Annotated in this window: 22 protein-coding genes, 2 tRNA genes and 1 riboswitch; of the genes, 3 read left to right on the forward strand and 21 right to left on the reverse strand. The window is 69.9% G+C overall.

The annotated features are described in order from the left end of the window. Window positions 1-387, forward strand: a 387-nt coding sequence (locus FXF51_RS61820; protein ID WP_222871206.1) for a hypothetical protein, incomplete at its 5' end; no start/stop codon positions are given. Window positions 388-720: 333 nt separating this feature from the next. On the opposite strand, the gene FXF51_RS09140 is transcribed toward FXF51_RS61820, so the two are convergent. From FXF51_RS09140 to FXF51_RS09185, 10 genes are all read right to left on the reverse strand, one after another. Beyond that, on the reverse strand, window positions 721-1,983 hold the full coding sequence (locus tag FXF51_RS09140; RefSeq protein WP_148433859.1) for an Nramp family divalent metal transporter: 1,263 nt from the start codon (window positions 1,981-1,983) through the stop codon (window positions 721-723). Window positions 1,984-1,986: 3 nt separating this feature from the next. Then, complete coding sequence (groL, locus tag FXF51_RS09145; RefSeq protein WP_148433860.1) at window positions 1,987-3,678, reverse strand: chaperonin GroEL; 1,692 nt, start codon at window positions 3,676-3,678, stop codon at window positions 1,987-1,989. Between the two features lie 9 nt (window positions 3,679-3,687). Further along, on the reverse strand, window positions 3,688-4,713 hold the full coding sequence (locus FXF51_RS09150) for an NAD(P)-dependent alcohol dehydrogenase (RefSeq protein WP_148433861.1): 1,026 nt from the start codon (window positions 4,711-4,713) through the stop codon (window positions 3,688-3,690). Next, window positions 4,710-5,510, reverse strand: a complete 801-nt coding sequence (locus FXF51_RS09155) for an iron-sulfur cluster assembly protein (RefSeq protein ID WP_222871207.1) — start codon at window positions 5,508-5,510, stop codon at window positions 4,710-4,712. Before FXF51_RS09155 ends, FXF51_RS09150 begins: the two co-directional genes overlap by 4 nt. Window positions 5,511-5,542: 32 nt before the next feature. Further along, window positions 5,543-6,571, reverse strand: a complete 1,029-nt coding sequence (locus tag FXF51_RS09160; protein WP_148433862.1) for an amidohydrolase family protein — start codon at window positions 6,569-6,571, stop codon at window positions 5,543-5,545. Between the two features lie 3 nt (window positions 6,572-6,574). Then, window positions 6,575-6,952 (reverse strand): propane 2-monooxygenase effector subunit MimD, encoded by a 378-nt coding sequence (gene mimD, locus FXF51_RS09165; RefSeq protein WP_148433863.1) that lies wholly within the window; start codon window positions 6,950-6,952, stop codon window positions 6,575-6,577. After that, window positions 6,949-8,112 (reverse strand): toluene hydroxylase, encoded by a 1,164-nt coding sequence (locus FXF51_RS09170; RefSeq protein WP_148433864.1) that lies wholly within the window; start codon window positions 8,110-8,112, stop codon window positions 6,949-6,951. The genes mimD and FXF51_RS09170 overlap by 4 nt, the downstream gene beginning before the upstream one ends. 14 nt (window positions 8,113-8,126) lie before the next feature. Beyond that, window positions 8,127-9,161 carry an FAD-binding oxidoreductase gene (locus tag FXF51_RS09175; RefSeq protein ID WP_148433865.1) on the reverse strand — a complete coding sequence of 345 codons (1,035 nt, stop codon included), beginning with the start codon at window positions 9,159-9,161 and terminating at the stop codon, window positions 8,127-8,129. Then, window positions 9,162-10,814 (reverse strand): methane monooxygenase, encoded by a 1,653-nt coding sequence (locus tag FXF51_RS09180; protein ID WP_148433866.1) that lies wholly within the window; start codon window positions 10,812-10,814, stop codon window positions 9,162-9,164. A 110-nt stretch (window positions 10,815-10,924) separates the two neighbouring features. Beyond that, window positions 10,925-11,149: a hypothetical protein gene (locus FXF51_RS09185; protein ID WP_148433867.1), complete on the reverse strand. Its 225-nt coding sequence runs from the start codon at window positions 11,147-11,149 to the stop codon at window positions 10,925-10,927. A gap of 183 nt (window positions 11,150-11,332) precedes the next feature. Between FXF51_RS09185 and FXF51_RS09190 the strand changes: the two genes are divergently transcribed. Beyond that, window positions 11,333-13,132 carry a sigma-54-dependent Fis family transcriptional regulator gene (locus tag FXF51_RS09190; protein WP_148433868.1) on the forward strand — a complete coding sequence of 600 codons (1,800 nt, stop codon included), beginning with the start codon at window positions 11,333-11,335 and terminating at the stop codon, window positions 13,130-13,132. Window positions 13,133-13,178: 46 nt separating this feature from the next. On the opposite strand, the gene FXF51_RS09195 is transcribed toward FXF51_RS09190, so the two are convergent. The 11 genes from FXF51_RS09195 to FXF51_RS09245 form a co-directional block, all read right to left on the reverse strand. Continuing rightward, window positions 13,179-13,252: transfer RNA gene (locus FXF51_RS09195), tRNA-Leu, on the reverse strand. 117 nt (window positions 13,253-13,369) lie between these two features. Beyond that, window positions 13,370-13,445: transfer RNA gene (locus FXF51_RS09200), tRNA-Pro, on the reverse strand. A 214-nt stretch (window positions 13,446-13,659) separates the two neighbouring features. Beyond that, the gene (locus tag FXF51_RS09205; RefSeq protein ID WP_148433869.1) at window positions 13,660-14,721 is read right to left on the reverse strand and encodes a mechanosensitive ion channel family protein; all 1,062 of its coding nucleotides are present in this window, start codon (window positions 14,719-14,721) and stop codon (window positions 13,660-13,662) included. Window positions 14,722-14,741: 20 nt separating this feature from the next. Next, on the reverse strand, window positions 14,742-15,737 hold the full coding sequence (locus FXF51_RS09210; protein WP_148433870.1) for a ribonucleotide-diphosphate reductase subunit beta: 996 nt from the start codon (window positions 15,735-15,737) through the stop codon (window positions 14,742-14,744). Between the two features lie 14 nt (window positions 15,738-15,751). Continuing rightward, the gene (locus FXF51_RS09215) at window positions 15,752-17,902 is read right to left on the reverse strand and encodes a ribonucleoside-diphosphate reductase subunit alpha (RefSeq protein ID WP_262379371.1); all 2,151 of its coding nucleotides are present in this window, start codon (window positions 17,900-17,902) and stop codon (window positions 15,752-15,754) included. 102 nt (window positions 17,903-18,004) lie between these two features. After that, window positions 18,005-18,201: riboswitch (cobalamin riboswitch) on the reverse strand. 4 nt (window positions 18,202-18,205) lie between these two features. Further along, entirely contained in the window at window positions 18,206-19,168 is a 963-nt protein-coding gene (locus FXF51_RS09220; RefSeq protein WP_148433872.1) for a Bug family tripartite tricarboxylate transporter substrate binding protein, read from the reverse strand. Between the two features lie 89 nt (window positions 19,169-19,257). Further along, window positions 19,258-20,064, reverse strand: a complete 807-nt coding sequence (locus FXF51_RS09225) for an SAM-dependent methyltransferase (protein ID WP_316247612.1) — start codon at window positions 20,062-20,064, stop codon at window positions 19,258-19,260. 34 nt (window positions 20,065-20,098) lie between these two features. Further along, window positions 20,099-21,919, reverse strand: coding sequence for a glutamine--fructose-6-phosphate transaminase (isomerizing) (glmS, locus tag FXF51_RS09230; RefSeq protein ID WP_148433874.1), 1,821 nt, complete (start codon window positions 21,917-21,919; stop codon window positions 20,099-20,101). Window positions 21,920-21,930: 11 nt separating this feature from the next. Continuing rightward, window positions 21,931-22,206 (reverse strand): hypothetical protein, encoded by a 276-nt coding sequence (locus FXF51_RS09235; protein WP_148433875.1) that lies wholly within the window; start codon window positions 22,204-22,206, stop codon window positions 21,931-21,933. A gap of 111 nt (window positions 22,207-22,317) precedes the next feature. Next, window positions 22,318-23,121: an ABC transporter permease gene (locus tag FXF51_RS09240; protein WP_148433876.1), complete on the reverse strand. Its 804-nt coding sequence runs from the start codon at window positions 23,119-23,121 to the stop codon at window positions 22,318-22,320. Next, window positions 23,105-23,923: an ATP-binding cassette domain-containing protein gene (locus FXF51_RS09245; RefSeq protein WP_262379373.1), complete on the reverse strand. Its 819-nt coding sequence runs from the start codon at window positions 23,921-23,923 to the stop codon at window positions 23,105-23,107. The genes FXF51_RS09240 and FXF51_RS09245 overlap by 17 nt, the downstream gene beginning before the upstream one ends. 52 nt (window positions 23,924-23,975) lie before the next feature. Between FXF51_RS09245 and FXF51_RS09250 the strand changes: the two genes are divergently transcribed. Then, a complete protein-coding gene (locus FXF51_RS09250; RefSeq protein ID WP_222871209.1) occupies window positions 23,976-24,587 on the forward strand; it encodes a TetR/AcrR family transcriptional regulator in 612 nt (203 codons plus the stop codon). The last annotated feature ends 43 nt before the right edge of the window (window positions 24,588-24,630 follow it).

Here is a 24,630-nt window from a genome sequence, read left to right on the forward strand (position 1 = left end):
GCCGGCGTCCTCGGCAGAGGAGAAATCAAGAGCATCACTGTTGACGAGGTCAAGCGCATGGCTCGACAGGCGAAGGGTCGCCATTGGAGTGGCCAGGGGCGACCAGCCTGGCTGAATGAGCATCACGCATCGATCTCAGGCCTATGCCTTACATTCCTGTACGAGGAGTCTGCAGGCTGTTTCCGTTGCTCCGTCACAGTACTGCTCGAAGGAGGAGGCGGAGGATCTTTCGCGCTTGACGTTGCGCAGGATGAGTTCGATTCACTTCCGGACCTGCCGGAACCCGCCGTGATCGAACTCGCGCATCGCTTTCTGGAATCATTTCCCGTTATTCCGCTAGATGCTGAGCAGCGGGCCGAGTGGGACCGTGGCTACGGTGAAATCTAGGTGATGCGTCCCGGAGCGTGATCCTGTCGTGCGTGCCAACCTCTCGGGGGCTCACCTTCCCGATGCTCAGCGCACGCCGTACGCCTCGTGCACCGTCTGGTTGACGGTGTTGCCGGCCGGCCTGCCAGGTCTTCTCGCCGTCGAAACTCACCTGCACCTTGATCGAGGTGATCCTGGGCGCCTTGGCCGCCACCTCCTCGTGGCAGGCGTGCAGCTTGATCCGGTGCGGCCCCCTGCCGGCGCTGTTGTCAAGGTCGAGGCCGAGGTCGTAGCGCAGGTACACCAGCGGCTGCACCGCGCACGGCTCCTCGGAGGCCCCGGTGGTGAGACTCACTAGGCCAAGAAGGTGACGTAGAGCAGGTACACGTTCAAGACGATGATCATGGCGGCGATGCCGCCGGCCGCCACGTTCGTGACCCGGTGGTTGACGAACGACCCCATGATGTCGGCACGCCGGGTCAGCATCAGCAGCGGCACCAGCGCGAACGGGATGCCGAACGACAGCACGACCTGCGAGACCACCAGGCTGTCCGTGGCCGGCAGGCCCAGCCCGAGCACCAGCAGCGCCGGGAGCATCGTGAGCCCTCGCCGCAGGAACAGCGGGATGCTGCGGCGGATGAAGCCCTGCATGACCACCTGCCCGGCGTAGGTGCCCACGCTCGACGACGACAGCCCCGAGGCGAGCAGCGCCACCGCGAACGCCAGCGCCGCCGCCCCGCCGACCAGCTGGCCGAGACCGGCGTGCGCGGTCTCGATCGAGTCGATGTCGGCGCGGCCCCGCCCGTTGAACAGCGACGCGGCCATCACCAGCATCGACAGGTTGATCACGCCGGCGGTGCCGAGGCCGATCACCACGTCGAGCCGCTGGAAACGGAGCAGCTCGCGGCGTTCGGCGTCGTCGCGGCAGAGCACGCGGGCCTTCGTCAGCGCGGAGTGCAGGTAGACGACGTGCGGCATGACGGTGGCGCCGATGATGCCCGCCACCAGCAGGAGGCTGTCGTCACCGGCGAGCCTGGGCAGCAGGCCGCCCGCGACGCCCGCCGGATCCGCCCCCACGACGGCCAGGTCGTACAGGAAGCCGAGGAACACGATGAGCAGCAGCCCGGCGATGGCCAGTTCGAAGCGCCGGTAGCCGCGCTGTTCCAGGGCGAGGATCGCGAACGCGACGACGGCGGTGATCAGCCCGGCGGCGAACAGCGGCACCCCGAACAGCAGGTTCAGGCCGACGGCCGCGCCCACGAACTCGGCCAGGTCCGTGGCCATCGCGATGATCTCCGCCTGCACCCACAACCCGCGCGACACCGGCCGCGGCAGGTGCTCGCGGCACAGCTCCGGCAGGTCGCGCCCGGTGGCCACGCCGGCCTTCGCCGACAGGTACTGCACCAGCATGGCCATCAGGTTGGCGACCACGATCACCCACACCAGGGTGTAGCCGTACCTCGCGCCGGCGGTGACGTTCGTGGCGAAGTTGCCCGGGTCGATGTAGGCGACCGCCGCGACGAACGCGGGCCCCATCAGCGCCACGGGACCGCGTACCCGGCCGCGCGAGCGCAGGAGACGCAGGGAGCCGGGCGGGCCGGTGGTGACCGGGCCCATGACTCACCCGACCGATGGCCCGAGCCCGAGCGACTGCGGGGTGCTCGAGTCAGGCGACGGCTGGTTGAGTCCCTCGTCGAGTGGCCCGAACTCGGTCATGAGCGCGCGGCTGCCGCCCCACGGCGTCTGCTCCTCGGCGACGAGTGTGTTCGTCGTCAGCAGCAGGCCGGCCACGGAGGCGCCGTTCTGCAGCGCGGAGCGGGCGACCCGCAGCGGATCCACGATGCCCATCTCGATCATGTCGCCGAACCGTTCGCGCAGCGCGTCGAACCCTTCGTCGGGGCCGAGCCGCTCCGTCCGCGCGATCACCTCGGGCCCGGAGAACCCGGCGTTGGCGGCGATGAGGTACGCGGGCTCGGGCAGCGCCCGGCGCACGATCTCCACGCCGGTGGCGTAGTCGTCCTTGACGTCCAGATCCTCCAGCGCGGACGCGGCGTGCAGCAGCGCCGCGCCGCCGCCGGCCACGACGCCCTCGGCCATCGCCGCGCGGGTCGCCGACAGGGCGTCCTCGACCCGGTGCTGCAGCTCCTTGAGCTCGGCGTTGGTGGGCGCGCCGACCCGGATGACGGCGACCTTGCCCGACAGCGCCCCGATCCGCTCGGTGAGCACGTCCTCGTCCACGCCGAACGTGGCCCGCCCGAGCTCGGCGCGCAACTGCGTGAGCCGGAACTCGACGGCCTCGGGCGCGCCGCCGCCCCCGATGAGGGCGGTCCGGTCCGCGGTGACCCGCACCTGGGACGCGGTGCCGAGCTGGCCGACGGTCATGGTCTCCAGGGTGAAGCCGGAGTGCCGGCTGTAGACGGCGCCACCGGTGATCGCGGCGATGTCCTCCAGCTTGTGCAGCCGCCTGTCGCCGAAGCCGGGCGCCCGTACGGCGACGCACCGGAAGATCCCGTTGACGTGGTTGTGCACCAGCATGCCCAGCGCCGTGCCCTCGACCGACTCGGCGACGATGACCAGCGGCCGCGGCGCCCGCATGATCTTGTCGAGGAGCGGCATCAGCTCCTGGACCTTCGTGATCTTCTCGCTGCACAGCAGGATGTACGGGTCGGCGACGACCGCCTCCAGGCTCGCCGGATCGGTCACCATGTACGGCGACAGGTAGCCGTTGTCGAACTCGAAGCCCTCGACGAACTCCACGCTCATCCCGTGCCGCGCCGACTCCTCGACGGTGACGATGCCGCCGTCGCCGACGGTGCCCAGCGCCTTCGCGATCACCGCGCCGACCGTGTCGTCGTCGTTCGCCGAGATCGCGGCCACCCGCGCGAGGTCCCGCTCGGTGCTCACCGGATGGGCGACGGCGCCGAGCCGCTCGACGAGCCGGCCGACGGCCAGGTCGATGCCCCGCTTGACGAGGACGGGGTTGGCGCCGGAGCCGATCGCCGCCATGCCCTCCCTGACGATGGCCTGGGCGAGCACGGTGGCCGTCGTCGTGCCGTCGCCGACGATGTCGTTGGTCTTGATGGCCGCTTCCTTGACGAGCTGGGCCCCCATGTTCTCGAACTGGTCCTTGAGATGGATCTCCCGCGCGATCGTCACGCCGTCGTTGGTGACCACCGGCGAGCCGGTGAGCTTCTCCAGGATGACGTTGCGGCCCTTGGGCCCGAGCGTCGACTTCACCGCCTCGGCGAGCTGGTCGACCCCGCTCTGCAGCAGGGTGCGCGCCTCCGGGCCGAACCGCAGTTCCTTGGCCATCGATACTCCTTACGGGACGAGGATGGCGCGGCCGCGGACCCGGCCCGCGTCGAGATCCCGCAGGGCCTCCACGGCGGCCTCCAGCGGGTACGTCCTGGTGTGCAGGGTGACCTTTCCGGCCTGCGCCAGCACCATCAGCTCGGCGAGGTCGTTGTAGGTGCCGACGATGTTGCCCACGACGTTGCGCTCGGTCGAGATGATGTCGAGCGTCGGGATGTGCACGGTGCCGCCGTACCCGATGACGAAGTACGAGCCGGCGCGCGCCGTCATCGCGAACCCGTCCTGCTCGGCGCCCTGCTCTGCGACGAAGTCGAGCACGACCTCGGCGCCCCGGCCGTCCGTGAGGTCCTTGACCGCGCCGACCTGCCGGCCGTCGGCGACCACGCCGGTGTGCGCGCCGAGTTGCTCGGCGAGCTTGAGCGCGTCGGGGTTGCGGTCGACGACCACGATCCTGGTCGCGGTGAGCGCGGCCAGGCACTGGATGCCGATGTGGCCGAGGCCGCCCGCGCCGATGAGGACGCACGTCGTGCCGGGGTACAGCAGCGGGATCGCCTTGCGGACCGCGTGGTAGGCGGTGATGCCGGCGTCGGCCAGCGCGGCGACGTCCTCGGGCCTCGTCCGGGGGTCGAGCTTGACGCAGGCCCGCTCCGAGGTGAGCAGGAATCCGGCCATGCCGCCGTCGCGGGACAGCCCGGGAAAGGCACTGGCGGCGCAGTGCATGTCCTGCCCGATCCGGCAGGCGCGGCACAGCCCGCAGGTGGGCGTCGGGTGCAGGATGACCGTGTCGCCGGGGCGCACGCTCGTGACGGCGGAGCCGACCTCGTGCACCCAGCCGGCGTTCTCGTGGCCGAGCGTGTAGGGCAGCGGGACGCCCATCGCCTCGGCCCACTGGCCCTCGACGATGTGCAGGTCGGTACGGCACACCCCGGCGCCGCCGATGCGGACGACGACGTCGAGCGGGCCTTCGACGGCCGGCTCCGGCACCTCCTCGACCGCGGGCATCGTGTGGTAGTCGTGCAGCCGGACGGCCTTCATCGCTCCTCCTCGCCTTCTCCCTGGTCCTGGTAGCGGTGCCGCAGCATGCCGCGGCAGATGCCGGTGTTCGCCTCGATGCCGACCCGCATGGTGCGCGCCCGGCGCAGGTGCGGGGCGGCCTCGTCCGGGCCGACGGGCTCGCCTGTCGCGGGGTCGATGAGCAGCGGGGCGTCGTCCCCTGCGGGCAGGCCCAGCTCGGCGCGCCGGTCGCGCAGCCGGTCGAGCTCGCGCGAGTGCGGCACGTCGCCGAGCCTCAGCCCGGCCAGCGCGGCCGGCCCGGCCGCCTCAGTGCCGGTGGCGAGCACGGCGCGGCACACCTGGTCCGTGCCCGCCAGCACCGCCCTGCGCAGGAAGTCGGCGCGCAGCCGGTCGAGCTCCCCGGTCGCCTCGCCGGGGAAGGACCGCTCGAACCCGGCCCGCGCGGCCACCCCGCCGTTGATGGCCTCCGCCGCGAAGTGGTCCACGAGGACCACCTCGGCCCGGCGCACGCCCTCCATCGCGGACACCACGTCGTGGGCGTCGGCGACCATGAGGAAGGCGAAGTTGGGCGCGCAGAAGTACGTCGGCAGCCGCAGCCGCACCGTGGCGTGCCCGTCGGCGGACACGGCGCACGACGCGACGAACCCGAGCGCGGTGATCGGCTCGTCCAGCTCCGGGTCGCGGACCTTCGCCAGCGCGGCCAGGATCCGCGACCCGTCGATCACAGCGCTCACGTCAGCGCTCGTGCCGGCGCTCACGTCAGCGCTCATGCCGGCGCTCACGTCAGCGCTCATGCCGGCGCTCACGTCAGCGCTCATGCCGGCGCTCACGTCAGCGCTCGTGCCGGCGCTCATGCCGGCGTGAGCGGCGGGACGTCCCGCGGGGCGTCGAGCCGGAGCTCGGCCGGCACCTCGATGCCGTAGAGCCTCGCCGCGTTCAGCCCGAGGATCTTCTTCTTCGTCGCAGTGGTGACCCGCGGGTAGTCGGAGAACTCCTCACCCGGGTAGTCCCAGTCGACGAACCCCTCGACCTGCCACCTGGGCTCCCAGATCCCGTAGTCGCTGCCGAAGGTCATCTTGTCCTCGCCGACCCAGAACAGCAGCTCGCCCATCACCTTGGCGAAGAACTTCGGGCGGGCGTGCATGAGGCCGCCGATGACGACCGACAGCCCCGCGTACACGTTGGGCTCCTGGGTGGCCATGAAGCAGAAGTCCTCGATGCGCGGCAGCCCGACGTGCTCGACGATGAAGTTCAGGTCCGGGAAGTCGGTCGCCGCGCGGTCGATGTCGGAGACGTCGAACGCGTCCTTGTCCAGCGGCCAGATGGTCGGGCCCTTGTGCACGTGGATGTTGACGATCCCGAGCTCACCGCAACGTTCCAGGTAGCGGTAGGCCGCCGGGTCCTTCAGTGTCCAGCCGCGCGAGCCGTCGCGCCACTCGGCGGTGTAGAGCTTGACGCCCTTGCAGCCGTAGCGCTCGACGTTGTGGGCGAGCGTCTTGAGGCCGTCCTCGCCGTCGCGCGGATCCCAGCGGGTGTTCACGACGAACCTGCCGGGGTGCTTCTCGGCGAGCGCCGCGTTGCGCTCGGTGGTGTTGAAGCCCTCCTTGTACCACTCCGTCAGGTACGTCGGCTGGAAGACGGCCACGTCCACGTGCCCGTCCTGGAAGAGGTCCGTCATCAGATCCTCTTCCGAGTACTTCTGGAACTTCTCGATCGGCCAGTGGGTCTCGGCCGGCGCCAGCCCCTGGTAGGCGTGGAAGCACTCGATCCAGCCCTTGGCGTACCGCTCCGCGCCCGGCACCCAGTTGTCCGGCGCGGCGTTCCAGTAGTGCATGTGGCCGTCGACCACGAAGTACTTCTCGCCGTCCTTCTCGTACACGGCTCACCTCCTCGGCGTGACGGTCAGGTCGAAGCCGAGGTACTCGGCCGCGTCCTCGGGATTGGCGAACATGATGGTCCGGTCGTCCTCGTGGATCATCCGGCCGTAGTGGGTGGACATGTTCTCCTCGAACTCGGCGCTGTCGAAGTAGCCGGGCTCCTCGCCGAGCGCCTCGGAGATCTCGTCGTAGACGACGTCCATCCGCCGCAGCGCGTCCACCCGGATCATCGAGGGCAGCGGCGTCACCACCACGTCGGGCTTGGTGCTCATGACCTCGGCCACCACCACGCCGACCTGGTTGTTCATCAGCGTGAACCCGCATCTGCCGGATGAGGTGCTGTCGGACTTGAAGGGGCTTTGCGCCGTCTTGAAGGTGGTCACTGCGTCAGCTCCTTCGGAGTCTCCAGGTGCAGCTCGGACAGGATGCCGGTGAAGCGGCTCTTGGCCCGGTCGAGACCGTCCTCGAAGCGGGGCGCCTTCGCGTCGGGTTGTGACCAGAGCGGCTGCAGCGTGCGGGCGGCCGAGAGGGCGCGCGACACCCAGATCGACAGCCACTCCTGCATGATCGTGATGTTGTGCCGGGCGAACTCGCGGTCGCCGGTCAGCAGGGCGAACATGACCTTCGTGTAACGCAGGTCGCGTTCGGCGTAGTCGTACTCCTCGGCGCCGACGATCGTGGGCGTGACGAAGTCGCCGTTGCGCGGGGCCGCCTGCTGCACCAGGTGGCTCCGGAACAGCTCGCCGACCAGGGGCTCGAAGACGATGTTGGCGGCGAACACGGCCTCGCACCAGTCGTCCACGGCGGTGAGCCGCTCGGCGGTCTCGCGTACGCCCTGCCAGGCCGGCTCGTTGTTCCACGCCTCCAGGTGCGCGGCGCCGTCGAACCCGTCGATCTCCTCGCTCAGCGTCAGGTTGTACAGGGCGAGATCCTGAGCCGCTCTGATGCGGTGCATGCTGTTGACCGAGATGGCGTTGTTGTGCATGTTGGTGGGCGCGCGGCGGTTGGCGTTGGCGAAGAGGTAGAGGCCGAGCCCGTGGTCGACGTGCATCCAGGCGCCCACGTGGCTCTCCACGAAGCGCACCCAGTTGGGGTTCCACTGCTCGAACGCCTGGGCCTGCCTGGCCGCCTCGATGTTCTGGCCGACCTGGCGCACCACGTTGGAGTTGTAGCGGTAGAGGGACAGCTCCCACTCCTGGTTGGGGTCGCGGAACTCGTGCCAGCCGTGTGCCGGCCAGTCGTAGCCCTTGCCACCGGAGCCGGGTCCCCGCTCGGGTTCGGGCCGGTCCTGGCCCCACGCCTTCAGCACGGTCCAGTCCAGGGGGTAGCCGCCGCGGCCGTCGGCGAACCCGTACAGCCAGCCCTGGCTCAGGTAGTGCCGGGGGTCCGGCTGGACCTCGACGGTCACGTCCTCGTAGTGGGTGCGCTTGCGTTTCTGCGGGGTGTAGTAGGTGAACTGGCGCGAGGTGGAGTCCGGGAACTCCTTGGCGCCGGCTTCGGCGTCGGTGAAGACCGGCTTCGGCACGCTTCGCGGGGTTGTCATAAGGTTTGTCCCCCTCACCCGGTCGTAGTGAATTTGTCGTAGTAGATGTGTTTCTGCGGCACCCCGAGCGCGGCGAGCAGCGGCATCGCCGCCTCGACCATGGGCGGCGGCCCGCACAGGTAGGCGTGCGCGCCCTTGAGGTCACGCTCGTGCCGTTCCAGCACGTCGGTGATGAGGCCGACCTCGCCGTCCCACTCCTCCTCGGACGAGGGCTCGGACAGTGCGGGCACGTAGCGGAAGCCCGGCAGCGTGTGCTCCAGGGCGCGCAACTCCCGCTCGAAGCAGAGGTCGCGGCGGCGGCGCGCGCCGTAGTAGAAGGTGGCCCTGCGCCGGATGCCGCGCTCGGCCATCGAGCGCAGCAGCGCGAGGATCGGGGCCAGGCCGGCGCCGCCGCCGACGAAGATCAGATCCTCGTCATGTCCTTCACGCAGGGTGAAGACGCCGAACGGCCCGGTCAGGTCGAGCCGGTCGCCGACCGCCACCCGCGTGTCGAGGAAATGCGAGAACAGCCCGTCCGGGTACACCTTGATGACGAACTCCAGCCGGCCGCCGTCGCGGCTGGAGGTGTTCGCCATCGAGAACGACCTGGTGGCGCCGGTGCCGGGGACGGCGATGTCCACGTACTGACCGGGAAAGAACGTGAGCTCCCCGGGCTCGACGAGCCGCAGCACGAGGTGGCGCAGATCGTGGGTGACCGGGTCGTTGACGACGACCTCGGCCACCGCGTTCACGATCGGCAGCCCCGAGCGGATCATCTCCTCGTCGTAGTTCAGCAGCTCGATCGTGACGTCCTCGTACACGTGCGCCCGGCACAGGAGCGTGAAGCCCTCCTCCTTCTCGTAGTCGGGCAGGGCGAAGGTGGAGTACCGGTCGAGCTCGATGTCGTCGCCGTCGAGGACGAACGACTTGCACGCCGCGCACTGTCCTTCCTTGCAGCCGTGCATGAGCATGAGCCCCTGCTCCGCCGCGGCACGCAGGACCGTCTGGTCCTCGCCGACCTCGATCTCGATGCCGACCGGCTCGAACCGGACGACGTGCTTGTCCGCCATCTACGTGGTCTTGGGGGCCGGGCGTCCCGCGGGGCCGCCGCGCACGTAGTCGGCGCGGAACGCCTCACGCTCCTCCGGGGTCATCTCGTTGAGCAGCACGTTCGGGCTCTGCAGCGGCGGGCAGCGGCGCAGGTGGTCGAGCGTCCACATCTTGGACGGGTCCAGGTTCAGATGCGGCTGCGCGACCATCGTCTTGCCGTCGTCGCGGACGAAACCCATGTCGGTGACGACGTCGGCCCAGTTCCAGCCGTGGTAGAGCGTCTCCCATTCGCGCGAGCCGATGAGCTGGCCCATGTTGGGCGTCTCCCGGCCCTGGTAGGTGGGGCGGAACGCGGTGACGTCGGTCCAGCGGCACGCCTCGTGACAGTAGGTGCGCCACTGGCCGTCGACCTCGGCCATGACCATGTCCTCGCGGACCAGGCAGGGCACCATGCAGGTCCAGCAGCGGTGCGGGTACTGGTAGTCGACGTCCTCGAAGACGATCGGGTGGTGGCCGTTGGGCGTCGAGAGGCGGTTGTAGTTCTCCCACCACTTGCCGTACCTGTCGTACCAGCCGGGGTACTTGTGCTCGAACCACTCGAAGTCCTCGTCGGTCATCGGGTCGATCCGCCAGTAGTTGGCCAGCCAGCCGGTGGCGAAGAACTGGGCGACCTCGTGCACGTAACCCTTGTTCCAGATCTGGTTCCAGGCCTCCTCGATCAGGTCGTGCGGGATGACCAGGCCGTACTTCTCCAGCGGCACGAGATAGCTGCGGTAGTAGTCGTCGTAGATCCACCGGCGCCACATCTCGGCGTAGCTCTCGCGGTCCTTGCGGCGGTCCTTGGTGCCGTACTCGATGAACGTGCCGATGGCGGCGTCGACCACCCGGTGGTTGTTCCACCAGGCGTAGCGCAGGTCGCGCTGGAGCAGCTGGTGGTTGCCCTCGTCGGCCAGGGCCATCAGCAACGTCGCGTAGCCGTTGCTGATGTGCCGGGACTCGTCGGACTGCACCGAGTGGAACACCGTCGGCAGCAGGTAGTCGCCGTTGGCGGCGGCCTCGGCCGGCATCGCGACGAACAGCGTGTTGGTGAACGCGGTCTCCGCCACGATCGTCAGGTAGATGCTGGCCGCGGTGATGGCGTCGCCGGTGATGAAGCCCTCGGCGAACTGGCGGCCGATCGTCCCGCAATAGTCGTTCTGGAAGTTGCGCAGGCTGCTGTTGAAGCCGGCCGGGTCGATGTAGTTGTTCATGTACAGGCGCTTGAGGTTCTGCTGGATCGTCGAGTGCCTGACCTCGTCGATCATCTGGATCGCCTGGCCGTTGTGCAGCTCAGGGTTGGGCACCGTACGGAAGAGCAGCGGCATCGCCCGCGCGGCCGAGATCTCCGGCAGCGGGATGATGCTGAGGAACAGCTTCTGCCACTCCAGCCAGCGCTCCTGCACCTGGCGGAACATGTTGCCCCGGATCGCGCCGTCGGAGGCGCCGTAGACCCGGTGGTCCTTCTCCTCCTGCATGGGGAAGTACGACCGGAGCACCTGCTTGAGCGGGTCCTTCTTCTGCGCCTTACGGAAGGTGTAGTCGGTTCCGTACTGCGACACCGGCTCGTGGTACATCGGTTCCCAGGACAGCTCCTGGATCTTCTGATGGGCCTTGGCCACGCTCTGGCGACTCATCGCCTCACTCCTCACGTCCGTGCCCGGATCAGACCACGGAAGCGGCGCCCCGGCGGTCTCAAGTTGAGGCGGTCTCAAGTTGAGGCGGTCTCAAGTTGAGGCGGTCCCGCTCAGCGCTCGCCCAGCATGGCAGTCCTCAGGTCGGCCAGCTCCTGGCGTACGCCCTCGGCGACGTGCCGGTTCCCCTCCGGCGCCGGCCCGATGCCGAGCGCCCGCAGCAGCTCGGCCGCCGGGCCGCCCGGGTCGGCGCCGCCGAGCACGGGGTGCAGGCCCTGGGCGGCCAGATGGTGGAAGACCAGGTTGACGACGCTCCAGGGGTTGTAGGTCTCCTCCATGGGAGGCCTCCTCACGGATGGATCAGCGCTTCGATCGAACGGCGTGAGCGGCGTCACGGCGGTCTCAATATGAGACAGGTATCGGACAGGCGGCGCGTATGGTGAAGTCTCGACGTAAACCCGCAAGCCCTCCCGCGGGGCCCGACCTCGCCCGCGAGAGCGTTCCCGCGAACAGGGGGCCCCATGCCGCCCGCACTGACGCGTCCAGGTGACGGTGACGACCTGGCCAAGGTTCGCGAACGATTCCTGACCGCGGAAGCCATCGATCCACGCCACGTACGCGACGCCATCCTCGCGTCGTGGCGGCGATCCCAGCGCCTCAACGTGGCGGCCGATCGCATCGCCCTGACCTACATGCGCGACCCCGACCTCGACACCCCGCTGAGCCGCAGCGCCCTGCCGGTGCTCATGCATCTGCGCGAGCACCTGGACGGCCAGCCGATCAGCATCATCCTCACCGACCCGGCGGGGCTGGTGCTGGCCCGGCTGGCGGCCGACCACGCTCTCGACGAGCATCTCGACCACGTCCAGCTCGCGCCCGGCTTCAGCTACGCGGAGGAGTTCGTCGGCACCAACGGCATCGGCACGGCCCTGGAGGGCGGGCGGCCGATGCACGTGTTCGGCCACGAGCACTACGCCGAGCACCTGGAGGACCTGGCCTGCGCGGGCGTGCCGATCCACCATCCGATCTCCAGGAAGACCGTCGGCGCCGTCGATCTGACCTGCTGGCGCAAGGACGCCGACCCACTGCTGCTGGCGCTGGCCAAGACCACCGCCGACCAGATCCAGCAGGCCCTGTTCACCGACAGCAACCTCCGCGATCTGGAGCTGCTGCAGGAGTACCAGCGGGCGTGCCGGCGCACCGCCGGCATCGTCTTCGCGATCAGCAACGACGTCGTGATGATGAACGACCACGCCCGGCGGGTGCTGGATCCGGGCGAGCAGTCGATCCTGCTCGGGCAGGCGGCCGACGCTCTCGCCACCCGCCACCCGGCCGCGGTGGTCATGGTCGAGCTGCCCAGCGGCCTCAAGGCGAAGATGCGCTGCCGTCCCGTGCGTGGCCAGGGCCGCCCGGCCGGCGGTGTCGTGCACGTGAAGCTCGTCGAGCTCGGCGAGCGGCCGCACGGCGAGGTCGTGACGCCGCCGCGGATGTTCCTGCCGGGCCTGGTCGGCTCCGGCGCGCTGTGGTCACGCGGCTGCCACCAGGTCGAGGCGGTCCACGCGGCCGGTGAGTGGCTCGCGCTGGAGGGCGAGCCCGGCGTCGGCAAGCTGGCGGTCCTGCGGGCCGTCCACCGGCGCCACACCCCGGCCGCCCGCTTCTGCGTGCTGGACGCCGCCGAGGCCACCGACCGGAGCTGGGCCGCCGCGGCGCGCAGGGAACTGCTGGGCGGTACGGGCAGCCTGGTGATCCGGCACATCGACCGGCTCAGCGCCGGGCGGCTGCACGCGCTGTCGGCGGCTGTGCGAGCGGCCACCGCCGCGGACCGGCCGGACCCGCTGTGGGTCGCGGTCACGCTGAGCCGGCGGGAGGACCACGGCGAGCTGGCCGAGCTGCTGCGCTTCTTCCCGAGCACGGTCGAGCTCCCGCCGCTGCGCCACCACGTCGATGACGTCCACGCGCTGGTGCCGTTCTTCCTCGGCAAGCTCGTGCCGGGCGGCCGCCTGGTGTGCTCACCGGAGGCGATGCAGCTTCTCGTGCGGTCGAGCTGGCCGGGCAACGCCGAGCAGCTCTGGCAGGTGTTGCGGCGGATCGTCCAGCACCGGCGCACCGGCTCGATCAGGCCGAACGACCTGCCGCCTGAATGCCGCACGGTCAGCCGCCGGTTGCTCAGCCCGCTGGAGGCCATGGAGCGCGACGCCATCGTGCAGAGCCTGATCGACCACGACGGCAACAAGGTCAAGGCGGCCAGGTCGCTCGGCATGTCGCGGGCCACGATCTATCGCAAGATCCACGGGTACGGCATCGTGCCTCCGACCGGCTGAACGCCTCCGGACGGCCTGCCGGCTCCTGGGCCCCCACATGCCGGGGTGCCGCTCCAGGGATTCGAACCCTGAACCTCCGCCTCCTGAAGACGGCGCCTCTGCCAGTTGGGCCAGAGCGGCTTGGGCCCCGGGCTTGGCTGGCGTGGGCCGGCCCGGGGCGGGGGCGGGGTCCGGCCGGGGGGCGCCATTCCCGCCGGCCAGGCCGTAGCCCGCGGCCCTTTCCTTTCAGGGCCGTCGTCCGAGTGGCAGGATTCGAACCTGCGGTGCTCCTGCTCCCAAGGCAGGCGGGCTGACCAAGCTGCCCCACACTCGGTTTTCACGAACAAAGAAGAAAGCCGCCTCGATGCGCATTCGAGACGGCTTTCCGGTAACCCGTGAGAGGGTTATCCGGAAAGCCTTCGCCGCAGCTCAGGCAGGGTGGCGACGGAGGGTCGCGGCAGAACCGGAGTAAGCACCTCGCCGCCTTTCGAAGGTCGTTGCTGGACGATGTCCACGGTAAACCGGTGATCGGGTGGCGTGCCACCCAATTAATCTCCGGCGCCGACGCGGCTTTCCGGGGTCTCGACGCGGAAGCGCGGCAGCGAGTCGGGGTAGTTGTCGCGGACGAAATTGACCAGGAATTCGCGTACGTCGCACTTGAGGTCCCAGGACGACGGCGAGTCGGCGGCGCTCATCAGGGCGCGCAGTTCGACGAGGCCGTTCGGCAGCACGTCGGTGACCTGGAGGGTCCAGTCCTTCTGGTCCCACAGCGGGTTGTTCTGGAGGAACTCGTACAGGGCGTCGCGAAGTTTCGGGACGGGGACGGACCAGTCGACGCGCAGGAGGCAGACGGCCAGGACGCGGCTGCCGTGGCGGGTCCAGTTCTCGAACGGGTTCTGGGTGAAGTAGGAGACGGGGAGTACGAGGCGGCGTTCGTCCCAGAGGCGCACCACCACGTACGTGAGGGTGAGCTCCTCGATGCGGCCCCATTCGTTCTCCACGACGACCACGTCGTCCAGGCGCAGCGCGTCGCTGAAGGCGAGTTGCAGGCCGGCGAGCATGTTGCCGATCGTGGGCTGGGCGGCGATGCCGACGATGGCGCCGGCGATGCCGGCCGAGGCGAGCAGGCCGGCGCCGAGCGCGCGGACCTGCGGGAAGGAGAAGAGCATGGCGCCGACCGCGATCACGATGATGATCGCGGCGGCGACGCGGCGGACGAGCGCGATCTGCGTCATGATCCGCCGCGCCCGCCGGTTGCGTTCGCCCTCGACCAGCACGAGCCGGTCGAGGATGACGTCCGTCAGCGCGTACGCCGCCTGCACGATCAGCCAGGTGACCGCGGCGATGCTGGCCAGGCCGAGCACTCGTTCGACGGTGCCGGCCAAGGCTTTCTCGCTCGCGGAGTCGCCGAACATGCCCGGCCCGAACACGAGGTTGAACGCCAGCACGGCGGCCACCGAGAAGGCCGGCCACGTGCAGTGCTCCACCAGATGCCGGGCCAGAGCCCATTTCCGGCCCACCTTGGTGAGGATGCGTCTGGTCACCTCCACCAGGAGGATGGCTCCCACCACCGAGATGACGAGGATCGGCCAGTCAGCCGGAGACTGCACGCGCTTGCCCCCCAAGTGTCTTAGAACGTCTCGTCAAAGGTCACATTTCCCTCAACTGCCACTTGATACGCAGAGACACGCCGTTCGAAGAAATTGGCCAGCTCCTGCACGTCCTGCAACTCCATGAACGCGAACGGGTTCGCTGAGCCGTAACGCCGCGGCATCCCCAGCCTGACCAGGCGTTGGTCGGCGACGTACTCAAGGTACTGGCGCATCTGGGCGACGCTCATGCCCGGCATGCCGTCGCCGCAAAGATCTTCGGCGAAGGCCAGCTCGGCGGCCACCGCCTCCTCCAGCATCAGCGTCACCTGCTTGCCCAGCTCGTCGTCGAAGAGGGACGGCTCCTCGGCCCGCACGGTGTCGACCACGCTGAACGCGAACTCCATGTGCATGGACTCGTCGCGGAACACCCAGTTCGTGCCGGTGGCCAGGCCGCTGAGCAGGCCGCGGGAGCGGAACCAGTACACGTAGGCGAAGGCGCCGTAGAAGAACAGGCCCTCGATGCAGGCGGCGAAGCAGATGAGGTTGAGCAGGAACCGGCGGCGTTCGGCGGCGGTCTCCAGCCGCCGCAGGCTCTCGATGGAGTCGATCCACTTGAAGCAGAACTCGGCCTTGTCGCGGATCGACGGGATGTGCTCGATCGCGGCGAACGCCTTGACCCGCTCGTCCGGGTCGGGCAGGTACGTGTCGAGCAGCGTCAGGTAGAACTGCACGTGCACGGCCTCCTCGAAGAGCTGCCTGCTCAGGTACAGGCGCGCCTCGGGGGCGTTGACGTGCTGGTAGAGGTTGAGCACGAGGTTGTTGGCGACGATGGAGTCGCCGGTGGCGAAGAAGGCGACCAGCCGGTTGATCAGGTGCCGCTCCTGCGGCGTCATCTTGGCCAGGTCGGCGAGGTCGTTGTGCAGGTCCACCTCCTCGACGGTCCACGTGTTGCGGATCGCGGCGCGGTAGCGCTCGTAGAAGTCGGGGTAGCGCATGGGCCGGAGGGTGAGGTCCATTCCGGGGTCGAGCAGCATGAGGGAGTGGCTCCTTACTGGCAGGCTTCGCAGGATTCGGGGTTCTCGAGTGAGCAGGCGACCGCTTCGACGGCGGCGACCGTGGTCTGGGCGATGCGGGTGGCGGGGCGGGAACGCAGGTAGTACGTGGTCTTCAGGCCCTGCTTCCAGGCGTAGGCGTACATCGAGGAGAGCTTGCCGATGGTGGGGCTGGCCATGAAGAGGTTGAGTGACTGCGCCTGGTCGATGTACGGCTGGCGCGCGGCGGCCAGGTCGATGAGCGCCTTCTGCGGCAGCTCCCAGGCCGTCCGGTAGAGCAGTTTGAGGTCGTCAGGGATGCCGGGCACCGCCTGCACCGAGCCGTCGGCCCGCTTGAGGTCGTCGCGAAGCTGCTGCGTCCACAGGCCACGGGCTTGCAGGTCGGCCACCAGGTAGCGGTTGACCTGCAAGAACTCGCCCGACAGGGTTTCGCGCTTGAACACGTTGGACACCTGCGGCTCGATGCACTCGTAGCAGCCCGCGATGGAGGCGATCGTGGCGGTGGGCGCGATGGCGATCATGAGGGAGTTGCGCAGGCCGGTGCGGGCGATCTTCTCGCGCAGCGCGTCCCAGCGGGGGGTCGGGGCCGTGTAGTGGTCCGGGTGCAGGACGCCGCCCGCCGCGCGGGTGTCGGCGTAGGAGGGGTGCCGGCCGCGCTCGGCCGCCAGGTCGGCCGAGGTGTCGTACGCGGCCAGCGCGATCTCCTCGGAGATCCTGGTGGACAGCTCCAGCGCCCGCGGCGAGTCGAACGGCAGCCGCAGCGCGAAGAACACGTCGGCCAGCCCCATCAGGCCGAGCCCGATGGGCCGCCAGCGCTTGTTGGCCGCCTCGGCCTCGGGGGTCGGGTAGAAGCCGAGGTCGATGGTGCGGTCGAGGAAGCGTACGGCGGTGCGCACGGTCCGCCGCAGCCGCTCCCAGTCGACGTCCCCCTCCGCCAGGTGGGCGGCCAGGTTGATCGAGCCGAGGTTGCAGACGGCGGTCTCGGCGTCGCTGGTGACCTCCAGGATCTCGGTGCAGAGGTTCGACAGGTGGATGACGTTCTCGGGGCGGGCGGTCTGGTTGGAGGTGCGGTTGGCGGCGTCCTTGAAGGTCATCCAGCCGTTGCCGGTCTGGGCGAGGGTACGCATCATGCGGCCGTACAGGGTGCGGGCCGGGATCTGCCTGACCTGTCGCCCGGTGTCCTCGTATTGGCGATATTTCGCGGTGAAGGTTTCGCCGTACAGGTCCGTGAGGTCAGGCGTCTCCTTCGGGTCGAACAGCGACCACATCTCGTCGGCCTCGACCCGGCGCATGAACTCGTCGGGCACCCAGTTGGCCAGGTTCAGGTTGTGGGTGCGGCGGGCGTCCTCGCCGGTGTTGTCCCGCAGCTCCAGGAACTCCTCGATGTCGGCGTGCCAGGTCTCCAGGTAGACGCAGGCCGCGCCCTTGCGCCGGCCGCCCTGGTTGACGGCGGCCACGGACGAGTCGAGGGTGCGCAGCCAGGGCACGATGCCGTTGGAGTGGCCGTTCGTGCCTCTGATCAGGGAGCCGCGCGAGCGCACCCGGGTCCAGGAGATGCCGATGCCGCCGGCGTACTTGGACAGCCGGGCCACCTGCCCGTACCGGTCGTAGATCCCTTCGAGCTCGTCGCGCGGCGAGTCGAGCAGGAAGCAGGACGAGAGCTGCGGGCGGCGCGAGCCGGAGTTGAACAGCGTGGGCGAGCTGGGCAGGTACGACAGCGTGGACATGAGCGCGTACAGCTCGGCGGCCTCGGCGACGCTCCGCGACAGGCCGCAGGCGACGCGCAGGAAGAAGTGCTGCGGACGCTCCAGCACCTTGCGGGTCTCGGGGTGGCGCAGCAGGTAGCGGTCGTGGACCGTGCGCAGCCCGAAGTACTCGAACCGGTCGTCGGCCTGCTCCGAGACGAGCGCGTCCAGCTCGGCCGCGTGCGCGGCGACGAACGCGGCGAGCTCGTCCTGGATCAGCCCGGCCGCGTGGGTGGCCGCGATCGACTCGGAGAACGACCGCACGCCGTGCCCGGCCGCCTCGTCGGCGATCTCCTCGGCCAGCAGCCGCGCGGCGACCCGCGAGTTGGCCGGGTCGGCGATCACCCGCGCGGCGGCCTCCTCGATGGCCAGGCGGCGGTCGATCTCGACGATCTGCGTCACGTTCGCTCTCCTCATCCCCGTGAGGGCATGCGAGAGCACGGCAGCACGAAGCCGCGGCGCGCTCCGGCCTGCCCTCGAGACCATGAACACTGCACGCCGGGCAGCGCCCGGCATGCCGCTGGCAGGTCTTCGGGCTCGCGGGCACGCTCGATGGCACCTACTGGCCGTCGCTTCCCGGATCTCTCCAGTGCGAATGACGGCGGTCGTTCCCGCTCACCGCTGCGGGGCAGCCCCGGAATCGCACCGGGTTCCCTTTTGCTCCGCCTCCTGAGAGGCGAACCAGCGACGAGCAGGATCCTACATCTAGTGGCCGTTCCCGCAACTGCCCCAGCATGTTGTGGCTTTGGTCGTGTCGAGCAGGCCGAGATCCCGCAGCACGGCGCGGGTGCGGGCGAGCTCGGTGTCCAGCCAGCGGGCGAAGTCGTCGCCGGACAGCGGGATCGGCAGCCAGCCGGCGGCCAGGCAGGCCGCCTCCCACTCGCTGGACGCGATCACCGCCTCGCACATGCGCACGGCCGACTCGCGGCTCTCGTCCGGCATGTCCTCGGGGCCGAACGCGGCCGTCCAGTCGGCGAAGTCCACCCGGACGCCGCACTCCAGCAGCGTCGGCACCTCCAGGTCGGGCACCCGCCGGGCCGAGGAGACGGCGAGCGCCCTGACCCGGCCGCGTCCGATGGCGGTACGCCAGTCGGCCAGCGGGCCCGCGGCGGCCACCGCCTTGCCGGACAGCAGCGCGGAGGCGGCCTCGCCCAGCCTGGGGTAGCCGGTGTAGTCGACCCGTCTGCCGTCCGCGCCGATCGCCCTGGCGATCAGGCCGAACAGCAGGTGGTCGGGCTCGCCCTGCGGCCCGCCGGCCAGGAGTGCCTGGCCGGGGCTGGCGAGGAGGCGGGCGGCGAAGTCGTCGAAGTCGCGCAGCGGGGAACGGTCGGGCACGACCACCACCTCGACCTGGCCGCTCAGCCTGGCGAGCGGGGTGCCGGTGTCGAGCAGGCTCTGGCCGTTGTTCAGCTCGGCGGCGGCGAGGGCGGGCAGGCCGCTCACGGTGATCGCGGGGCCGAGGGCCGCCGCGAAGCCAGCCGCGCGGGCCGCGTCGGCGAACGCCCGTCCGACGCGTGACCAGCGCTGCCCGGCCGCGTTGATCGAGAATCCGGTACGCAGCACGTTACCCGCCCGTTCCGTGCCGCAACCGGCAGCGCAGGCGAGGGCGCCGAACCCGCAGGCGAGGAACCGCCGCCGGCGCATGTACTTCTCCCCCGAATCCCCCATTACTCTAGGTTATTAACCCATTACAAGACGCGTTACACCGGGGTCATGGTCAACAACCAAAATCGCTATTCTTTACGATTTTTCGTCGCCTATCGGACTTTCTTCCCCACGCCGGCCATCAGCGACGACGGCAGCGACCAGTCCCCTACCAGCTTGGGCCGGTCGGGGCGCCAGTCCGTGGCCTGCACGAGCCCGGGCGGCTCCAGCGGCCAGTCCCCGAAGAACGCGCGGATCTGTCCCGGCGACCGGTCGGTCCCGCCCCTGCCGGACGAACCGCGGGACCTGGCCCGCTCCTCGTCCTCCAGGTTCGCCATGGTCGTGGCGTGCGTGATCACCAGGTGGCTGCCGGGCGCGGCCCGCTCGCGCAGCACGGCCACCGCCCGCTGGGGGTCGGCCGAGTCGGGCAGGAAGTGCAGGATCGAGACCAGCAGCACCGCGATCGGCCGGTCGAGGTCGAGGAACTCCGCCGCCCCGGCCAGCACGTCCCCCGGATCGAGCAGGTCCGCCTGGACGAAGGCGGCCCTGCCCGGCGAGTGCCGGAGCAGGGCCGTGGCGTGCGCGGCGACGACGGGGTCGTGGTCGACGTAGACGACCTTGGCCTCGGGCGCCACCTCGTGCGCGCTGCCCTGGGTGGGCAGCCCGCTGCCGAGGTCGAGGAACTGGTCGACCCCGGCGCGGGCGACGTACCGTACGGCACGCTGAAGGAAGGCCCGGTTCGCGCGGGCCAGCGGGACCGCCTCCGGGATCAGCTCGGCGAGCTGGTCGATGGCCTGGCGGTCGACCGCGAAGTTGTCCTTCCCGCCGAGCATGTAGTCGTACATGCGTGCGGGATGAGGCCTCTGGTGGTCGAACTGCCGCACAGTATCGAATTTATGTCGTATCCAGCCAGATAACACTACCTTGGGAAGATTGTGGCTGAATTAATGTCGGCTATTCGACCGTAACGCTCTTGGCTAGATTGCGCGGCTTGTCCACATCGCGGCCCAGCGCCACGGCGGCGTGGTACGCCAGCAGCTGCAGCGGGATCGTCAGCAGGATCGGGTCCAGCTCGATCTCGTTCCTGGGGATCACGATCACGTCGTCGGCCAGTTTGGCGTCCGGCTCGCGGTGACCCACCATGAGCACCTGGCCACCGCGGGCGCGGATCTCGCCGAGGGTGGTGAGGTTCTTGTCGAGCAGCTCGTCGTCGGGCACGATCGCGACCGTCGGCATGTCGGGGCCGATCAGCGCGAGCGGGCCGTGCTTGAGCTCGCTGGCCGGGTACGCCTCGGCGTGCACGTACGAGATCTCCTTGAGCTTCTGCGCGCCCTCGCGGGCCACCGGATAGCCGCGCACCCGTCCGACGAACATCATGCTCGGGTGGTGCGCGTACTTCTTGGCCAGCTCAGCGATCTTGTCGCCCTGCTGCAGGATCTGCTCGATCTGGCCGGGCAGCCTGCGCAGGCCCTCCACGACGCGCCGCCCGTCGGCGGGCGACAGGTCGCGCACGCGCCCCAGGTGCAGCGCGAGCAGCGCGAACGCCAGCGACGTCGAGGTGAAGGCCTTGGTCGAGGCGACCGAGACCTCGGGCCCCGCGTGCAGGTAGATGCCGCCGTCCACCTCGCGGGCGATGGCACTGCCCACGGCGTTGACGATGCCGATGACCCGGCCGCCCTTGCGCTTGAGCTCCTGCACGGCGGCGAGGGTGTCGTAGGTCTCGCCGGACTGGCTGATCGCGACGTAGAGGGTGTCGGGGTCCACGACGGGGTTGCGATAGCGGAACTCGCTGGCCGGCTCGGCGTCGGCCGGGATGCGCGCCAGCTCCTCGATGAGCTGGGCGCCGATCTGGCCCGAGTAGTACGCCGAGCCGCAGCCGATGATCTTCACCCGGCGGAAGCCCCGGGTCTCGCGGGCGTCCATGTTCAGGCCGCCGAGGTGGGCCACGTGGAAGCGCTCGTCGAGGCGGCCGCTCATCGTGCGGGTGATCGTCTCGGGCTGCTCGGAGATCTCCTTGAGCAGGTAGTGCTCGTAGCCGCCGGTGTCGTAGTGGCCGGCGTCCCAGTCGACGGTCAGCGGCTCCTTGGCCGTCTCGCGGGCGTCGCTGGCGAAGGTGTGGAAGCCGTCGGCCTTGAGCACGGCCAGCTCGCCGTCCTCCAGGTGCACCACCTGGCGGGTGTAGCGGACCAGCGCGGCCACGTCGGAGGCGGCGAACATCTCCTTCTCGCCGATGCCCAGCACGATCGGGCTGCCGTTGCGCGCCACGACCACCTCGCCGGGACGCTCGGAGTCGATCACCGCGATGCCGTACGTGCCCACGATGCTCTTGAGCGTCTTCCTGACGGCCTCCTCCAGCGAGTCGTTCTCGTCGACCGCGGCGGCGATCAGGTGCGCGAGCACCTCGGTGTCGGTCTCGGACGCGAACACCACGCCGTCGGCCTCCAGCTTGGCGCGCAGCTCGGCGGCGTTCTCGATGATGCCGTTGTGCACGACCGCGATGCGCTCGTCGGCGGACAGGTGCGGGTGCGCGTTGACGTCGCTCGGCACCCCGTGCGTCGCCCACCTGGTGTGCCCGATGCCGAGGCTGCCCTTGAACCTGACCGGCACCACCTTGGCCAGATCGGCCACCCGGCCCTTGACCTTGCGTACCTTCAGCCCCTTGTTGGACACCACGACCCCGGCCGAGTCATAGCCCCGATACTCCAGCCGCTGCAGGCCCTCCAGCAGGATGGGCGCCGCGTCCTTGGGGCCGACATAGGCCACGATTCCGCACATCGAGGTCTCCTCTATCCGTAAACGATCCTGCGTAGCTGCCGCAGGGACAGCTCTGGAGCCGCTACCCGCCGGCTCCGTAATTCGGCCGCGATCCGGGGAAAGGTCTCGTCATTGGTGAAGCCCTTGGACTTCAACTCGCCGTGGCGGCGGCGGACGTACTCCTCGGTGGACTCCGAGAAGTACGACAGCACGTCGGCCACGACTCGGGCGGCCTCGCCGGGGCCGAGCGGGCTCGTCCTCGTGAGGTGCGCGATGAGATCTTCGTACGGATGCCGTGCCGTGGACACAGACGAGGACACTACGGCGCTGGAACGAGACACGCCAACATCCTGCCCGATATCGGGCAGGAAATGCTTCTAGTGGACGGCTGCGCGGCTTGCTTTGAACCTGGCTTGCGCTCAAACGGCGGCTCTTGTCCTGCCGCCTGATTTGCTCAGTCGCCAGCAGGCGAAGGCTCCGGCGGTGAGGCCCAGGCACGTGAGCACCCCTGCCGGACCCGCCGTTCCTGCCAGGTCACCGCGGACCGCCGCCTGCAGCATCGTCGTCGCCCAGTAACCGGGCGAAACGGGCGCGACGGCCTGCGCCCAGGCGGGCATCAGCGCGTACGGCACCAGCGCCCCGCCCAGCGCGCTGACCGACAGGGCGGCGATGTTGCACAACGTGCTGAGCTCGCCCTGGCTGCGCACCACGCCGGCGATGGCCGTACCCACGCAGAGCAGGGTGAAGCTCCACACCGTCACGGCCAGCGCGAGCGGCCAGACCGGACCCGACAGGCGCATGCCGACCGCCAGCACCCCGTAGACCAGCAGCACCGCCTGCTGCACGACGAGGACGGCGAAGACGGGCACGGCCTTGCCGATCATGATCTCCGGGATCGTGGCGCGGGTGGCGCGCAGGCGGTCCCAGGTGCGCCAGGCGCGTTCGGTGAGGGTGGCGGTGGCGACGTCGGCCATCGACAGCACCGAGAACATCACCAGCAGGCCCGTCACCGCCTGGGCGGGCTCGCCGAGCATGCTCTTGAAGATCAGCATGAGCACCATGGGCATGATGAGGTAGCTGACGAAATGGGCCGGATCCCGGCGGCGGAGCAGCACGTTGTGGCCGGCCAGCACGGCGACCCTGCGCACCGAGAGAAGCCGGCCCGCTGAGACGCGGTCGCCGGACGAGCGCCTGCCCGCGCCGAAGTCACGCGACACGGTCATGGGACAGCTCCCGATACAGGTCGTCGAGCGAAGGCCGCCGGATGTCGATCGCGCGTACCGGACGGTCGAGGTCGCGTAGCAGGGCGGCCAGGGTGGCGGTCGGGTCGGTGGTGGCGACGGTGATGTCCTGGCCGCCCTCCACGCTCACCCGCACCTCCCCCGGCAGATCCTTGAGCAGGTCGGCGCCCGCGCCCCGGGCGATCACCCGGCCGTTCGCGGCGACGGCGACGGTGGCGGCCAGCTCGGTCAGCTCCGGCAGGTAGTGGGTGCAGTAGACGACGGCGGCACCCCGCTCCGCCCGCCGCCGCACGGCCGCCAGCAGCGCCTCCCGCGTCTGCGGGTCGGCGCCCGCCGTGGGCTCGTCCAGGAGCAGCACCCCGGGGTCGGCCAGCAGGGCGGTGGCAGCCTGCGTCCTGCGTTGCTGGCCGCCGGAGAGCACGCCCACCCGCCGGTCGAGCACGCCGGTGAGCGCCAGCTCCCCGGCCGTGCCCTCGACGGCCCGGGTCAGGGCCCGTCCGCGCATGCCCGCCAGGCCGCCGAAGAGCCGCAGCGTCTCCCGTACGGTGATCGTGGGGTAGAGCGCGAGCTGCTGCGGCGCCATCCCGACCTCCCCCTCGGCCCGCACGCGCCCGGCGTCCGGCGCGATCAGCCCGGCGGCGATCTCGAAGAACGTCGTCTTGCCCGCCCCGTTGTGCCCGACCAGCCCCACGATCTCCCCGGACGCCACCCGCAGCTCGAACCCGTCGAGCGCGGCCACCTCCCCGTACCGCTTGACCAGCCCCTCGGCCCTCAGCATGACCATCGCATCCTCCTCAGTCTACGACGTAGACTGCTCTACACTGTAGACTCGGCCCGTGCGGAAGCTCAAGACCTCCCGGCAGCCGGAAATCCTCGACGCCGCCCTCGCGATCGCCGACGAGCGCGGGCTCGACGCCCTGTCCATGCGGGCCGTCGCCGAGCGGATCGGGGTGACGCCCATGGCCCTCTACGGCTACTTCCGCAACAAGGACGAGCTGCTCGACGGCCTGGTCGGACGCCTGCTCACCGAGCTCGCGCCGGCCGGGCCCGGCGGCTCGTGGCAGGATCGGCTGGCCTCGGTCGCGTGGGCGACGCGCCGGGTGGCCAAGGAACACCCCGCCGTCTTCCCGCTGCTGCTCTTCCGCGCCTCCGTCACACCGGACGGGGTGCGCGTGGTGGACGCGATCTACCAGGCGCTGCTGGAGGCGGGGGTGCCCGAGGCGGAGGTGCCACGGATCGAGCGGCTGGTGAGCACGTTCGTGCTCGGGTTCGCGGTCTCCGAGGTGAACGGGCGCTTCTCCGGGGCGTCGAACGAGTCGCGGGCGCGGCGCGGGGGGCAGGACGCGGCGGCGCATCGGCGGCTGGCGGAGCATCTGCGGGTTGATGACTGGGATGCCGAGTTCGCTGCGGATCTGGCTGATCTCATGCGTATCATCCGACCCGTCTGACACATCCCTTTCCTGGGCATGGTTACGGTGAGTAGTCATATCG

Source organism: Nonomuraea sp. PA05 (assembly GCF_008086045.1).
Taxonomy (GTDB): Bacteria; Actinomycetota; Actinomycetes; order Streptosporangiales; family Streptosporangiaceae; genus Nonomuraea; species Nonomuraea monospora.

Coding starts and splice junctions, on each gene's coding strand:
- FXF51_RS09140 (WP_148433859.1), bottom strand. CDS start 1,983: ATGGGCCCGGTCACCACCGGCCCGCCCGGCTCCCTGCGTCTCCTGCGC.
- groL (WP_148433860.1), bottom strand. CDS start 3,678: ATGGCCAAGGAACTGCGGTTCGGCCCGGAGGCGCGCACCCTGCTGCAG.
- FXF51_RS09150 (WP_148433861.1), bottom strand. CDS start 4,713: ATGAAGGCCGTCCGGCTGCACGACTACCACACGATGCCCGCGGTCGAG.
- FXF51_RS09155 (WP_222871207.1), bottom strand. CDS start 5,510: ATGAGCGCTGACGTGAGCGCCGGCATGAGCGCTGACGTGAGCGCCGGC.
- FXF51_RS09170 (WP_148433864.1), bottom strand. CDS start 8,112: ATGACAACCCCGCGAAGCGTGCCGAAGCCGGTCTTCACCGACGCCGAA.
- FXF51_RS09175 (WP_148433865.1), bottom strand. CDS start 9,161: ATGGCGGACAAGCACGTCGTCCGGTTCGAGCCGGTCGGCATCGAGATC.
- FXF51_RS09180 (WP_148433866.1), bottom strand. CDS start 10,814: ATGAGTCGCCAGAGCGTGGCCAAGGCCCATCAGAAGATCCAGGAGCTG.
- FXF51_RS09185 (WP_148433867.1), bottom strand. CDS start 11,149: ATGGAGGAGACCTACAACCCCTGGAGCGTCGTCAACCTGGTCTTCCAC.
- FXF51_RS09190 (WP_148433868.1), top strand. CDS start 11,333: ATGCCGCCCGCACTGACGCGTCCAGGTGACGGTGACGACCTGGCCAAG.
- FXF51_RS09210 (WP_148433870.1), bottom strand. CDS start 15,737: ATGCTGCTCGACCCCGGAATGGACCTCACCCTCCGGCCCATGCGCTAC.
- FXF51_RS09220 (WP_148433872.1), bottom strand. CDS start 19,168: ATGGGGGATTCGGGGGAGAAGTACATGCGCCGGCGGCGGTTCCTCGCC.
- glmS (WP_148433874.1), bottom strand. CDS start 21,919: ATGTGCGGAATCGTGGCCTATGTCGGCCCCAAGGACGCGGCGCCCATC.
- FXF51_RS09240 (WP_148433876.1), bottom strand. CDS start 23,121: ATGACCGTGTCGCGTGACTTCGGCGCGGGCAGGCGCTCGTCCGGCGAC.
- FXF51_RS09245 (WP_262379373.1), bottom strand. CDS start 23,923: ATGGTCATGCTGAGGGCCGAGGGGCTGGTCAAGCGGTACGGGGAGGTG.